The organism is Chryseobacterium binzhouense (assembly GCF_007474545.1).
Taxonomy (GTDB): Bacteria; Bacteroidota; Bacteroidia; order Flavobacteriales; family Weeksellaceae; genus Chryseobacterium; species Chryseobacterium binzhouense.
This window is the reverse complement of sequence record NZ_VKOG01000004.1, coordinates 340,794-355,022: the sequence shown is the minus strand read 5'-3', so window position 1 is coordinate 355,022 and position 14,229 is coordinate 340,794. Positions and strand designations below refer to the sequence as shown.

Sequence of the window (14,229 nt, the reverse complement as noted above, 5' to 3'; positions counted from 1 at the left end):
CTGTTCTTTTTCTTTTCAGATAAATGCAGTCAGTTTGTATTTTATATTTTTTTTCATCATTTGCGCAAAAAAATATTTATTATTTCTAGGTGCGAATTATTATTTTCTTGTCTTATTTTTCGACAGCAAAGTTTGTTTTTTTTGTAAAAAGTTTCTTTTCCAAGTACAGCTAAATTTTGAATTAGCTTGTTCTATTGTTGATTTTTGCTCTATGCAAGGTAATTTTAAAGGAGTGTAAATTTTTGTTTTAACTTATATTTTACGATTTAGCTTATTGCTTTTTTGTTTTATTTTATTCAATTTGTCATTTGTTTGCTCTGAAAAGTATTATATATTTGTGGTCTTTAAAAAATGTAATAAATCTGATAAAGCCAATATTTTTTATCTGCTTTATTGAACAAATAACGTAACTTACTATTCTCCATCAGGAATCTGGTACATTCTAAAAATATATAGGGAGAAGAACAGGAAGTAACGGTCACCTTTTTGCGTGGACTGCTCTTGTTGTTTCCCTATGGTTTACCAGAACCTCCTGATGCATTCGAGAGTTAGTTCACGTTTTGTTTTAAAACACAAATAGTTATGGAGATTAATGAGTTTAAAGCAAAAAAAAAGGAGTTTAGCCGCTATTTCTTCTACTCGGTATTGTTTATAATGGCATTTAATGCTATTGCCAGTGCATTTGCAGATTATATGGATTATAAACTTTATGTAGTTCCTGTATGGTTTTTTGTCGCATTATTTTTTTTGGTTGCCTATACAGGTTTTCTGCTTCACAAGGGGCAATACAACTTTAAGGTTGTGTTTAGTGCGGTTATTATTTTATTGTTTATTTTGTTTACTTATCTTGGTCTTTTGCTATGCAATATCTCAGAGACTGTTTATATTTATTACTTTCCCGTCACAGCACTTTTTTTAATGCTTTATTCTTTCAAAAGAACTGTTTTCTTTGCTTTCTTTCTGCTTGTTCTTTGTTTTTTCATGCAGAAAATTGCTAATTATTTTGGAATTGCTTTAGATAAGAATGAATATATGAAGCATGAGGCAGCTTTAAAAATGCAGGAATATATGGCAGTAGTGATTTCCGTTTTTTACACCTTTTTTATCATCTACTATATGATGAAATTTATAGAAATAAAAAACAGATTACAATTAAGCCGACTTATTCCGGAAAACAAATTAGAAACAACAAAAGACGAAGTAACTTTAGTTTCTTTGCAGGGTGACCGTGAATTTCAGGAACAGGATGACAAGCTGGATGATTTATACAGAAAAGCCATTAATATTCTTGAAGAAAAAAAAGCCTATCAAAATCCAGCTTTCGGAATAAAGCAACTTGCAGATTTACTAAATTCCAACACAACGTATGTTTCTGCGGCAATTAACAGAATCGGCAAAAAAAAATTTAATCAGCTGGTAAATGAATATAGAATTAATCATGTTTTAGAAGACTTAACCGCAGACGAGCACCACAGATTTACAATAGAGCATATTTATAAAAGCGCTGGATTTTCTCAACAATCGACATTCAACAGAATATTTAAGCAACATACCGGAACTACACCTTCTGAGTATATAGAAAATCTTTGAAATCGGATTCAATATTTATTTGATTTAATATGAGTGATATAGATTTTAGAATTGAAGTTGTTAAAAAAGAATTTGCTAAATTTTTTTTACTCTCATTTGCAGGCATTTTTTGCTTTATATTATTATTTATCATGTTACACAGTATTTTAATCTCAATATTTGTGTTATAAATCAAAATTTTTTTTATGTAGGTTTTTTTGTAAGCTTGTATACATATTACATTTTGTCTAAAGCCAGCTTTAATTTTAGCGCAGTTTTCTCTGTTTTTTTTGTGCTGATATTTTCTTTTATTACTTACATGGGACTATTATTATGTCTTATTTCCGAAAATATTTTTTTGTTTTATTTACCTCTAATTCTTTTTTCTCTTATTATTTATGATATAAGTAAAACTATTTTTTTAAGTATTTTTATAATTACTCTTTGTTTTTATCTACCTCATTTTTCCCTTTATTTCGGGTTCAATAGTTTTCAAAATTTTTTCACCAACAAACAGCAGATTCTTAGGTATCAGGAATATTTGAATATCATTGTTGTTATGTATCTTGTATTTTTCATGCTTTATTATTATAAGAAAATATTAGAATTAAAACTTAGTAAAAAGAGTCAAATTGAAACTCAATCTTTAGTTTTTGATAATAAAAATTTGCAAGCAATAACAGAATTTGATTCAAGTGTTTCTGAAAATACAAAATTTCAAAAATTATATACAGAAATTATTTCTTATTTTGAAAAAGAGAAGCCTTATCAAAACCCACAATTCAATAACAAACAATTAGCAGAGATTTTAAACTCAAATACTTCTTATATATCAATAGCACTTAATAAGATAGGCAAAAAAAGTTTAATCAGCTGGTAAACGAATATAGAATCAATCAGGTTTTACAAGATCTTAATGCAGATGCGCATCAAAGATTTACAATAGAGCATATTTACAAAAATGCCGGATTTTCTCAACAATCGACATTCAACAGAATTTTCAAAGAGCATTCAGGAGTTACCCCTTCAGAATTTATTGAAAGTTTAAAGAATCCTAAATTGTGATATGGTTTTTTGTGATTTTGAGTTTTTACTTCCTTCAGATTTTCCCTGAAATTCATCTGTCTAAAATATTTTTTATATTTATCTGTAACAAAATTGCTAGTTCAGTTGTCTAATTATGTAAAGAGGTAAAAATTTAATTTAAAAATAAATTACTGTTAATCAACTAACTAAAAGGCGGGCTAAAACATTTTTACTACTTTGCATTGCATGATACTAAAAAAATAATATATCTTTGCAATGTAAATTAATAACAAATACAAGCTTCTGATGATTGTACGTTAGTAAGCAAGTCTTTTTCAGGAAAATTTAAAAACAAAAAATCTACATATATGAAAACTCAATTACTCATAGCAGCCATTTTCTTTACCGGATTTACTTTTGCTCAGGAGAAAAAAACTGATAGTTTAGAAACAAAAAAGATAGAAGAAGTCGTTATCAAAAAGCAGGTATTCAAAAAACAGAGTGACCGTTTTGTATATGATGTAGCCGCTTCTCCTGTAACCAAAGGCAATACTACTTTTGATCTTTTAAGACAAACTCCTCTTTTATCTACAACAGATGATAAAACGTTAAAGATCGCAGGAAAAAATAATGCGCTTATCTACATCAATGGCAGAAAATCTAATATGGATGCAGAATCTCTTACGCAGTTTCTGAAAAATATGCCTGCTGAAAATATCCAGAAAATTGAGGTAATTACAGTACCGGGAAGTGAATTTCAGGTAGAATCTTCCGACGGAATCATCAATATCATTCTTAAAAAGAAAATGGGAGACGGGCTGAACGGAAACATGAGAATGGCAAATACACAGAATAAATACAACGGAAGTTCTGCAAGCTTTTCAGCCAATTACAGAAAAGATAAATTGGGAATCAGTGCCAATCTGAATGGCGGCGACAATATTCAGCCGCAGCGATATACATTGAAAAACGGAACGAGTATGATTCAAAACGAATCTGTGGGAGATATTGATGATCCTAACAAAAATCTTGGAGGATATCTCAATCTTGATTATCAATTGAATGACAATAGCAATCTTGCACTTTCATGGAACACCTGGGCAAACAGAAGCTACAATTCTAGTGTAAATCTTATCAATACACTTACCATGTTCGACGAAAACGGTGTTTTGAATAGTCGGGAACTCACCAATTCAAGAAATATTGAAAATGCAAGATCTTATAATAATTCTGTGAATCTGAATTACGAACTCAAAACAGATTCGTTGGGAAGTAAATTAAATTTAAACGCAGCTTATCTTAATTATAAAAGATTTCAGAATGCAGACAACAGAACATTGGGACTGGATGAGAACAATAATTTTACTGTTTTTCGCCAACAGGTATTGCAGGAAATTCCGCAGATCATTAATAATTTTTCGGGAATGGCTGATTACATCAAAAAGTTTAAAAATGATTTTACTGTTTCCGTAGGGGGTAATTTCAACATGACAAAAACAGATAATGATACTAAAAACTTTTTTAATTATTATAAAGACGGAAGCTTAATCAATGAAAGACCAGATTTCAACCATTTCATTTATGACGAAAAGATTTACGGAGCTTATCTTACCTTTGAAAAGAAATTTTCTGATAAACTATCAGGTAAAGTTGGGTCAAGATATGAAATTACGAGAAGTATGGGAACTTCTGAAGTCCCGAATGTGCCGATGCAGGAATTTGAACGGAATTATAATAATCTTTTACCATATCTAAGCTTTAATTATGCGATCAACGATAAAAATAATATTTCTTATGCATTTTCCAGCAGAATGAGAAGACCGAGTTTTTGGGAACTGAATCCGGTAAAAAATATTCTGACGCAGGATAATTACACCCAGAATAATCCTTTTGTAAAAGCTTCTTCTACATATAACCAGGAACTCACTTATATGTTTAAAAACTCTTACTTCCTGATTTTGAATCATTCTTACCTGAAAGATGTAATCACACAGGTTCCGCTTCAGAGAGATATTGTAAGAGACGGTGTTACTTACAGACAGCTTGCTTATATCAGAACCAATTTCGGAGACAGACAAGAGATGTCTGCCATGCTGGGAATGCAGAAAACTTTTTTCAAGCAATATCTTACGATGAACTTTAATATCGGGATGCAGCATAACATCAACAACGGAACACTCAATACAGATCCTACGACGGGTGAGGTTTTCGATACGTATGTCAATAACAGAAGCTCTTCAAGTCTTGTGATTCAGTCGAACAATACACTTCGTCTGGATAAAAAGAAAACCTGGTTTTTGGGAGTTAATTATTTCTTTGTAGATCAGCAGCAAATTGAGCTGGGTTTGCTTAAAAACTTAATGAGTCTGGATGTGAGCATCAAGAAAAACTGGAATGACTGGACTTTTGCGCTGAATCTGACGGATATTCTCAATACCAATATTGTAGAAATAGAAGATATTCAGGCTAACGGAAATTACAATTACATTCACCAGAACAGATACAACAGAGGCGGAACATTCAGCATTACTTACAACTTTGGAAATCAGAAAGTGAAAAAAGTGAGAGACATTGAAGGTGCTTCAGATGCAATCAAAAGCAGAACAAGATAAAAACAATCATTTTTCATATATATTTATTTTGTATCGTAACCTGTCGGGAAACCGGCAGGTTTTTTTATCTTTATTATAATGAATAACTTGTTGAAGCTTGCATTTATAATCCTTATATCTTTTTCATGCAAAAAGAAAGATTTTGATCTCGGAAATAATATTATTTTCAACAAAGAGACAAATATTTCCTACGGAGATAATTCTTTGCAAAAATTAGACTGGTATTTTCCTTTGACTAAAGACTCTGTAAAAGGTATTTTCGTCATCGTTCACGGTGGAGGCTGGAAAGCAGGAAATAAATCTCAACTTAATTTTTTCATGTATTCACTGATGCGAAAATTTCCCGATTATGCTTTTGCGAATATCAATTACAGATTGGCAAACAATAATACCTTTATTTTGCCCAATCAAACTGATGATATTCAACATTCAATCAGTCTTTTAACTGAAAAATGCAGAATATTAAAGATAAATCCTGACTTTATTTTACTTGGCAATAGCGCAGGAGCACATCTTTCAATGCTGTACGGTTATAACGATTTTATGTATCCTAAAAAATACTATTCAATAAAAGCAATTGTTAATATTGTTGGGCCTTCTGATTTGTATGATAAAAATTTTGAAGCTTATCCCGATTATTATTTTGTTAAAAACAGGATGATTGATTTATCTGCGTCTGTTCCAAAAGATTTAACGAACAAAGATATTCCCAACCCGATCTTTTGGATTAGTGAAAAGTCGCCGCCAACAATTTCATTTTATGGAAACCGTGATCAAATAATTCCATTATCACAAAAAACTGTTTTGGATTCGGTTTTAAACAAAAATAAAGTTTACAATCAGTCTTTCGAATTTTCCGGTGGTCATCTCGATTGGGAAAATGAAAAAAATACTTCATTCTTAATTGATAGAATTGATATTTTTCTTGCAAACATCAAATAAGAACGCCTTGAAAACTTTTCAAGGCGTAATAACACTATTCTTAATTTAAATTATTAATGTGAGTTCGAAAATTTATAAGATTAAAAATTTACTAGCAACTATAAATTGCCTTTAATCTTATCTTAATAGCATTAAATATTAATTTTTCAAAAAAACTATTCAGATTTCATCACTTCCGATCTCTCAGAAATTCCGTTGGCATTGAAAGCTTCGATCTGAAAATAGTATGAATCTACCCTGTCGGCTCCGGTGAAAAAATATTCATTTTTACCGTAAACCATAATGCTTCCGTATAATTTATCAGGAGATTTTCCCCAATAAATTACATATCCGTCTGCATCAGAATTCTGTTGCCATTTCATCCAGATGCTTCTTCGTTCGCCATATTTTTTAGGATCAGCTCTTAGCGGAACAAAATTCTGAACTTTGGAAGGTTTTGTACCTTTTCCTTTTCCAAATATTCTGAAACCGCTTAATGCAAATTTTCCGGTAGGCATTTTCAGGTTTTCCATTTTTAAATATCTTGCTTCGGCAGGTTTTTCCAGTTCTACATAATCATGCGGAACATCTTTGGTATTTTTGCTTTTATCAACAATAATTTTCCATTTTTTTCCGTCATTGGAACCCCAGATTTTGTACTGGTGCATTTTTCCTTCCGTTTTTCCCATAAATTCTGCGTCCTGATCGGCATAATTGATCTGAATGGCATTGATGGTAGAAACTTCACCTAAATCTGTCTGAAACCACTCTCCGGAATTTCCTGTTTTTGCGCTCCAATAAGTTTTAATATCTTCATCCACCGCAAAATTGGAGTGGTAACCGCCTAAAGTTGATGAAACCTGAACCGGCTTATTGTAATTGAGCAGCATCCACCCTGTAAAAAGCCCTTTCGAGAAATCTTTTCCCTGAGCAAATTCCGGAAGAAGAGTAGGATAATCGCCATAAGCAGTGTTGGTGTACATTACATCATCTTTGTCAAAACCTGCAGGCCATATTCCCAAACGTCTTTCAAAATTATTTTTAGTGGAAATAAAAATAGTTGAAACGTGCCACCAGTTTTTAAAATTATCCTCAAATGTCGCTCCGTGTCCTGCTCCTCTTGCGAAACCTCCCGGCTTATAAGAAAAAGGATTGTGCTGTTGATATTCATAGCCTTCCAAAGGATTTTTGGAAACATAAACTCCGTCCGAATAACCGCTGAATTCCGTTGCAGGAGCACCATACTGCATATAATATTTGTCTTTGTACTTGGTTACCCATGCTCCTTCCACAAAAGGCTGCAGGAAAACATTGTCGTTGTATTCGCCAAATCTTTCCCATCCGTGATCTTCCGGTTTCAATCTTAAAATTGGCTTTACATAACCTTCAGACTGCAAAGTTTTTACTTTAACCTCTGTTCCCAAAAGCGGCCATTCATTGCTGGATCCCCAATAAAGATAGAGTTTATTTTTGTCTTCATCATAATGGAAAGCAGGATCCCATGCTCCGACTTTCAAAGTATCTACTGCAATTTTCCAGTCGTCCACAGTAGGATTGGTAGATTTCCAGATCGGAAAATCTGATTCCCACGTTGAACCATAAACGTATAAAGTATCTTTCATTGCCCAGACTGCGGGAGCGTTGAGGTCGTGTGTATATTTGTTGTCTCTCAAAAATTTTCTTTTCACAAACTTCCAGTCGAGCATATTATCGCTATGCCAGTATCCTTCCTGATTGGTTGAAAAAAGAAAAAGCTTTTTTTTGAAATTTACAATTACCGGATCTGCTGTTGCGCGGTGTTTTCCCTGTTTTGAAAAAACTTCAAAAGGCGTATAGCCATAATCAATATTGATAGGATTACAATAGGTTTTTTGCTGTGCATTGACCATTAATCCTAAAAAAACGGCAACTAAAAAAGTATATTTCTGCATCTGTCTATTTTACATTCATCACAAAAGTAGTTAACTTTTTTGATGAATGTTGTTTTTATGAATGTGAAATTTTGTATAATTAGACCTACTGTATCTACGATGAGTCTTTTATTATTTGCCATACAAAAGGATTTGCGGTGCGAGGATGAGACACGTAGTGGAAACAAATTAAGCTTACCAACGAACTTGACACCGAAGAAAAACATTATCCTAAAACTTATTGAAACTTTCTTTTTCAAAAACATTTTAAGGATATCTGCGGAAAAATTGTTAGTTGTTCCTGTAATTTGAGTGTAGACAGCTTCGTACTTTCCATCGAGTGTATTTTTAACTAAATCTTTATATGATTGTTCTGCGGTAGCAGTAGCAAACGAAAGAATTAATTCATTTCCATCTGGATCTATAAACGCAATAGGATTATTTCCTGCATAAGTATATGGAGACATCAACGAGTATTTTTTAGCTTTGTTGTCAATCACACCCCATCTACCGATATCCGGCATATAAAATCTTGCGCCGTAATCATACATGCCGGTCTCTTGGAGTTCCTTACCGTTGTACTTGTAGTTATAAGTAACCTCATAAAATACAAGGTTACTTATTACTTCATTAAAATAGCTGAAAATCTATTCCTATTCCTTTATCCATTCTACTCCTTGCCATTGCAGGGTATTAGAATCTTTAATATATATATAGCTATTGTCGTATGGCTCAAACTCAAAAAAACACTGGTCAAAATAGGGTAGTTTAATTGTAAAATAATTATTTTTATTGGTATCTATTTTTTTATTAAAAATATCAAACAATATTCTAGCTTTGTAAGTTTTAGTTCCTGAAATTTTAGCATTTAATGAAAATCTATTGAATTTTCAGTTGAAAAATCTAATTGCAAATATTCCTTTTTAGGTAAAGATATGTATTGTTTATCTGTCGTATAGCGGCGACTATCATTAAAAGTAAATGTAAAATCAACTGGTCGATACTCTGTTGGAAACTCAACCTTAAGGTAAATGCTGTCCTGTGAGTATCTTTTCTCTTCTTTTAATTCATATTTAAATCCATCCTGTTTCAAAAAATTATCTTCACTTACTAAACTAATAACATTTTCACTAATTTGTAACCATTTTCCTTTTGAAGCAAGATCACATTGCTCTATAGCTGGAGAAAAACTGGCTTGTGCGTGATAAAGATGATAGGAACTATCTTTATTTAATATTATTTTATCATAATTTTTTTCTGATAGTGCTTGATAAGTCTTATTTCCATTTTTTAGCTTATAGCTTCCAATAAGAGAATTTGTATCTTTGTTAATAGAAATTACCGGCTTACAAGATAATAATGTTATGATTAAGAATAAAAATTGAATGATATTTTTCATTTTATTTGCCTTTTTCGTAAATGTATGATGAGCTGGTTGAAATATTAATAAGAGACTGTTCATTTATATCATCTAAAGAATTAGCACTCCCAGGATAACTACCTTGTTCATATGAATGTCCAACTTTGTAAGCTTCTACTTCATTCATTCTTGCTTGCTTCATATCAACACTTCCATTAACGGTTTTTGCAGCATTTAATAACTGTCCTTTTTTATTAAACTTCATTCCGCCTGCTTCAAAGCTTTGTCCTACGTGTCTAATTTCATGTAAACTAAGAGTAATTCCATCACCCTCGATCAAAATTCTTTCCTTTCCTTCTGAATCTTGTTTTTTAAGCACACCATGAGTGCCGTCTCCTTGAGTAGGCTTAGATAAATATGTTTCTTTAGCATCTGCAATAGTGTTAATATCCTTTAACGATTGATTCATATATCCAATCTTTTTATTATTCTCGGACAATTCTGCGTTCAGAGATTTTACTTTATTTTCACTTAGTCCACCTTTGTTAATTTGAGATTCTATTTTTGTATTACTTTTATTTAATTCGTCAATTCTTCTATTAACATTTCTTAATAACTTTTCTTGATCTTTAGGATCTCCCCATGTTCTCCCATCAGGATCAATGAACCTAATCGGATTATCAGCTGCATATACATACGGTGTCCATCTTCTTGTTTTCTCCGCCAGCGGATCTACAACTCCCCATCTCCCAATATCCGGCATATAGAACCTTGCTCCGTAATCATACATCCCGTCTCCTGCAACTCTTTACCATTGTACTTATAGTTTTTGTAAGCACACTATCTTTATAATTCAAAATTAAAAATCTTCTATAAAATTTGGATTTTCACATATTGGAAAAACGATAGGATAAAACTGGTTTTGATTATTTTTAAAATAACTTCTTTCTTCAGAATTATTAGTTCTGTTGTCATATTCTTTTAATGTTGTAAAACCAAAATAAAAATAAGTGATATCTTTAGGAAGTTTAAAAATTGTATATCTATTCTTTATAGTATATTTTCGAGATAATTCTGGACAACTTCCTAATAGTTTTCTTTTCTCCATAGGAATAATATCTTGAAATAAAGTATTATCATTAAATAAATATATTTTTCCTTCTAAAATTAACTTTTCTATATTAATATTTTTAGAAATATCCTTTTCTGAAACAAGAAATAAATGATAACTCCCTTTTACTGAAACAACTACGGCGTTATCTATTTTTATTTTATCCTGAACAAAATAAAAACTTTTTATCTCCTGAGCCTTAACAATTAGAATACATACAAGTAGAAAGAAACTAATTAGCAGCCTTAATCTTACCATTTCTGAAATTTTCATAATTTTGATCTGTTTTTAAGTTATTATTCTGTATATGTATCGTTGCTTTAGGCTGTGTCGAATTTGATTTAGTAGGATTATCTGGAGTACTTCCAATAACATCTAATATTTCTTTTACATGATTTGAATTAATAGTTGTAGAGTCTGAACTCCCCATTATTTCTCTATTTTTGTGGCTTACATTCAAGGTATGCCCTACTTCATGACCTCCTGTACCTGTTGCAGAATCAGATTCAGAATCTCTTATTCTTACATATTTGCCTAATCCTGCAACTCCCATTATTCCGTCATTAAAACTGTCGTCTGTTGCTGTTCTGTAAGAATTGCCTTCTCCAGATGAATCATTCCATACAGCATTTTCAACAGCTTGTTTGACTGTTTGATCCTTTTTGGGTATTACTTCAGACGTTTGTAATTCAAATTTTATTTTCAGAGAAACCTTTTTTCCATCAGCATCTTTATATGTATAGTTATATTTACCACTTTTATCATTCCAAAGTTGTACAGCTCCATTTGCTGATTTCATATCGGCTTTAACAGCATAATACGTTGCTTTTATCGTAATTGTACCTGCTTTAAAATCAATATACATCCCGAAATCTCTACCATCATAATCAACAAACATAGAAGGATTATTTCCAACATAAGTATACGGAGACATTCTTGTATACTTCTCCGCCAACGGATCTACGACACCCCATCTCCCAATATCCGGCATATAAAACCTCGCACCGTAGTCATACATTCCTGTCTCTTGAAGTTCTTTACCGTTGTACTTATATTTATAAGCATTTGCATTATTAGCCTGAACATTATGATCAAACAGCATTCCAAAAGGATAATAGGTGTTGTTGGCAACAATCTCCCCCGGAATAAAATATTCGTTACAGATATCATAACCATAGCCTGAAGGTGTACATTCCTGTATTCTCTCATCTCTTCCCCTGATATTTCCGTCATGATCAGAATCTGCATAGCTTATTCTTACATTCCCCAGATGATCATTATAATTATAAACATACAATCCTAATAATGCATCATAGTACCCTTCGGAAGTGGGGATAAATCTCAGTTTTATCTCTGCAGCAGATGTAGATCCCGACTCGTCTTCCCAAGGCTCTGTATATTTATACTGAAAACCGTCCAGATAATCGGTTTGCACAGTTCCAAAGAGCTTCTTCACTTTCACTCCGTCTGCTCTGTAAGTGTAATTAGTCACCACAGAGTTCTGAGTAATCTGCTTGGGTAAATTTAGAAAATTATATTGAATGGACGACATCCCTTTGTCATTAAAATTCAACATATTTCCGTTATCATCATATCCGATGTCCGCAGGATTTGTTTTATAAGGATAACCCATGGAATTCAGCGAAGCATCTGTAACCTTCCGTAGCCTGTTGCCTGCGTTGGCAGAATAATAATCATACGTAAGATTATCAATAAGCCTTACTACCGGACCAAAGGTTTCTGCTGTTCTCTGCAGCGTCTTTATATTGCCGTTGAGATCGTAAGTAACTTTCTCAAAATACTGTCTCATTGACGGAAACATCGAATTTTGATAAAACCCTGCCGAGAGTCTGTTAAGTCCGTCATAAACATAGCCATACGTTTTCAGAGGTTCATTTTCCTGAGTAGAGGTTTTCCAATCGATCTCGGCAATGTTGCCGTTGTATCTCGGCATTACCTGCAAAGCAGTATCGGATGCATCGGGAGTTACCAGACCTTCTACCTGGTTGTATTTTATTTTATAGCCAAATAAATCAGTCCCGAGATTGTCAGGATCATTAATGTGTGTCATCCAGCCTCTGATGTTGTACTTGTATTTTACGGTCTGCAATGCGCCTCCTAAAATCTTACCGCCTACCTTTTTGGTTTTAAGCTGAGACAATTCGTTATACTCGTTCTGAGCTAAAATTTCTTCCGTATTATTATCGATTTTATGCTTGTGGGTCAACAATCGATTTTGATGATCGTAAGTGAAAGTTTCGGTGATTACTTTCTCGGGATCAGCAGATAATCTTTTGTGATAAGTTTTGGTCTGCAAAACGGTTCCTGCAAAATCAAGCTGAGATTCTGTTTTGGTGTATCCTCCAAGATGGTTGATGGAGTAACTTCCTATAGGTCTCCCTTTGGTATCGTAGTATGAATAGTTTTTCGTCCAGTTATCGTCTTCAATGTTTTTTACCAAAGTCATTACCGGAAGGCTTTTTGTACTTTTCCCCAATGTCGCTGCATTATCCGTTAAAATTGTTTTTCCATAAATCGTAGAAGGAAAAGCGGGGTTGAAGCTGTATGAAGGGTAGGTGTCGTAGTAGTTGACGGAAAATACCGTTTCTATATCCACAAAGTAACCGTTACTGTAGTAAATCTGCATACCGTTTTTAGCAAAACCCGAAGCATGTCTAGACTCTGTAATTACCAGATTACCTGCCTGATTCTGCATGCCTTCTCTTGTTCCGCCTGCGATGATTCCCGTATAGATCACTCTTCCAAATTGGTCATATTTTGTAATGAGCCATTTGCCTGTATTCCTCATATTGGCATCCTGCGTCATGATGAGTCTGTCTGCTTTATCATACACCATAAATTCCCATCCTTTTCCGGGAAGTTTTTTCTCTACCAGTCGGTTTTCGCCGTCGTATCGGTATTGGTAGCAGAGATTGTTTAATGTTGTCTCATCGGTAGCTCCGGAAACAGCAGCTAGAGGAGGAATGACACATGCTAATTGATTAAATTCATTGTATACATAATAGGTATCTGCTTTTTCGATAGCATTGAGCATTTTTCTTACCAGCAAAACCTGACCTTTACTGTTTTTAAATTCTATGGTTTTGTTGCCATCTTCATCGGTCACCGTATTTTTGTATAACTGAGCCTGTGCATAGTTGTCTGTCTGAGTAAGCCCGGATTTTGTGGCTCCGTTTTCCCAGGTGGTGGTGACGGCGTATTTTTTAACGGCATCGGTGGTGCTGTTGGCATCGTACTCAAACCCGACAGGCTTATTGTTCCATACATTTCCTGCCTGCTTTTGCTGGAGCAGACGGTCGAGAGGAGAGCTTTCGAGGATTTTCTCTGAATAGATTTTCTCCGAGCCGTAGAGGTTTGGCTGTGTTGCATTGGCAAGCGGACTCTGAACAATACCTCCATTTAAAGTATTGGACTGCGGAACAGGAAGAAAATCTTTCACCTGTCTTCCGTACTGGTCATACTCAATATGGGTTACCACATCTTTTCCTAAAGGGGATGCTTTTACATTTACTACCTGTTTTGGTCTTCCGAGTCCGTCTATATACTGTACGGTCTGTATCTGTTTTGCGGTGGAGCTGCTTGTTGCTACAGGCTCAAGATATACTCTGGTCTGTACATAATTCTCTGTATTTGTTGCTTGTGCATGGTAAAACCCGGCTACAAACAACGTACTTATAGGAATGATTATTTTTTTCATCG

General features: G+C 33.4%; 10 protein-coding genes and 1 pseudogene. 5 read left to right on the top strand and 6 right to left on the bottom strand.

Going from position 1 to position 14,229, the window contains the following annotated elements; genetic code table 11:
* Nucleotides 1–582: 582 nt before the first annotated feature.
* From FNE73_RS12395 to FNE73_RS12375, 5 genes are all read left to right on the top strand, one after another.
* Nucleotides 583–1,590 (top strand): helix-turn-helix domain-containing protein, encoded by a 1,008-nt coding sequence (locus FNE73_RS12395; RefSeq protein ID WP_143884909.1) that lies wholly within the window; start codon nt 583–585, stop codon nt 1,588–1,590.
* Nucleotides 1,591–2,128: 538 nt separating this feature from the next.
* Nucleotides 2,129–2,449: a hypothetical protein gene (locus FNE73_RS12390; RefSeq protein ID WP_185147342.1), complete on the top strand. Its 321-nt coding sequence runs from the start codon at nt 2,129–2,131 to the stop codon at nt 2,447–2,449.
* Nucleotides 2,443–2,634, top strand: coding sequence for a helix-turn-helix domain-containing protein (locus FNE73_RS17040; protein ID WP_143884976.1), 192 nt, complete (start codon nt 2,443–2,445; stop codon nt 2,632–2,634). Before FNE73_RS12390 ends, FNE73_RS17040 begins: the two co-directional genes overlap by 7 nt.
* 329 nt (nt 2,635–2,963) lie before the next feature.
* Nucleotides 2,964–5,207, top strand: coding sequence for a TonB-dependent receptor domain-containing protein (locus tag FNE73_RS12380; RefSeq protein WP_143884907.1), 2,244 nt, complete (start codon nt 2,964–2,966; stop codon nt 5,205–5,207).
* Nucleotides 5,208–5,285: 78 nt separating this feature from the next.
* A complete protein-coding gene (locus FNE73_RS12375) occupies nt 5,286–6,149 on the top strand; it encodes an alpha/beta hydrolase (RefSeq protein WP_143884906.1) in 864 nt (287 codons plus the stop codon).
* A gap of 155 nt (nt 6,150–6,304) precedes the next feature.
* On the opposite strand, the gene FNE73_RS12370 is transcribed toward FNE73_RS12375, so the two are convergent.
* The 6 genes and pseudogenes from FNE73_RS12370 to FNE73_RS12345 all read right to left on the bottom strand — a co-directional run bounded on the left by FNE73_RS12370 (nt 6,305) and on the right by FNE73_RS12345 (nt 14,227).
* Nucleotides 6,305–8,059, bottom strand: a complete 1,755-nt coding sequence (locus FNE73_RS12370; RefSeq protein WP_143884905.1) for a discoidin domain-containing protein — start codon at nt 8,057–8,059, stop codon at nt 6,305–6,307.
* Nucleotides 8,038–8,589 (bottom strand): RHS repeat domain-containing protein, encoded by a 552-nt coding sequence (locus tag FNE73_RS12365; RefSeq protein WP_394366300.1) that lies wholly within the window; start codon nt 8,587–8,589, stop codon nt 8,038–8,040. Before FNE73_RS12365 ends, FNE73_RS12370 begins: the two co-directional genes overlap by 22 nt.
* Nucleotides 8,590–8,906: 317 nt before the next feature.
* On the bottom strand, nt 8,907–9,437 hold the full coding sequence (locus FNE73_RS12360) for a hypothetical protein (RefSeq protein WP_143884903.1): 531 nt from the start codon (nt 9,435–9,437) through the stop codon (nt 8,907–8,909).
* A gap of 607 nt (nt 9,438–10,044) precedes the next feature.
* A pseudogene (locus FNE73_RS17035) lies at nt 10,045–10,223 on the bottom strand (RHS repeat-associated core domain-containing protein); the annotation flags it as partial.
* Nucleotides 10,224–10,257: 34 nt separating this feature from the next.
* Nucleotides 10,258–10,782: a hypothetical protein gene (locus FNE73_RS12350; protein ID WP_143884901.1), complete on the bottom strand. Its 525-nt coding sequence runs from the start codon at nt 10,780–10,782 to the stop codon at nt 10,258–10,260.
* Nucleotides 10,742–14,227 (bottom strand): DUF6443 domain-containing protein, encoded by a 3,486-nt coding sequence (locus tag FNE73_RS12345; protein WP_143884900.1) that lies wholly within the window; start codon nt 14,225–14,227, stop codon nt 10,742–10,744. Before FNE73_RS12345 ends, FNE73_RS12350 begins: the two co-directional genes overlap by 41 nt.
* Between the last annotated feature and the right edge of the window lie 2 nt (nt 14,228–14,229).

Excerpts from the sequence above, each read along its gene's own strand:
- FNE73_RS12390 (WP_185147342.1), top strand. The coding sequence starts at position 2,129 with ATGTATCTTGTATTTTTCATGCTTTATTATTATAAGAAAATATTAGAA.
- FNE73_RS12370 (WP_143884905.1), bottom strand. The coding sequence starts at position 8,059 with ATGCAGAAATATACTTTTTTAGTTGCCGTTTTTTTAGGATTAATGGTC.
- FNE73_RS12360 (WP_143884903.1), bottom strand. The coding sequence starts at position 9,437 with ATGAAAAATATCATTCAATTTTTATTCTTAATCATAACATTATTATCT.
- FNE73_RS12375 (WP_143884906.1), top strand. The coding sequence starts at position 5,286 with ATGAATAACTTGTTGAAGCTTGCATTTATAATCCTTATATCTTTTTCA.
- FNE73_RS12350 (WP_143884901.1), bottom strand. The coding sequence starts at position 10,782 with ATGAAAATTTCAGAAATGGTAAGATTAAGGCTGCTAATTAGTTTCTTT.
- FNE73_RS12395 (WP_143884909.1), top strand. The coding sequence starts at position 583 with ATGGAGATTAATGAGTTTAAAGCAAAAAAAAAGGAGTTTAGCCGCTAT.
- FNE73_RS12345 (WP_143884900.1), bottom strand. The coding sequence starts at position 14,227 with ATGAAAAAAATAATCATTCCTATAAGTACGTTGTTTGTAGCCGGGTTT.
- FNE73_RS12365 (WP_394366300.1), bottom strand. The coding sequence starts at position 8,589 with ATGTATGATTACGGCGCAAGATTTTATATGCCGGATATCGGTAGATGG.
- FNE73_RS12380 (WP_143884907.1), top strand. The coding sequence starts at position 2,964 with ATGAAAACTCAATTACTCATAGCAGCCATTTTCTTTACCGGATTTACT.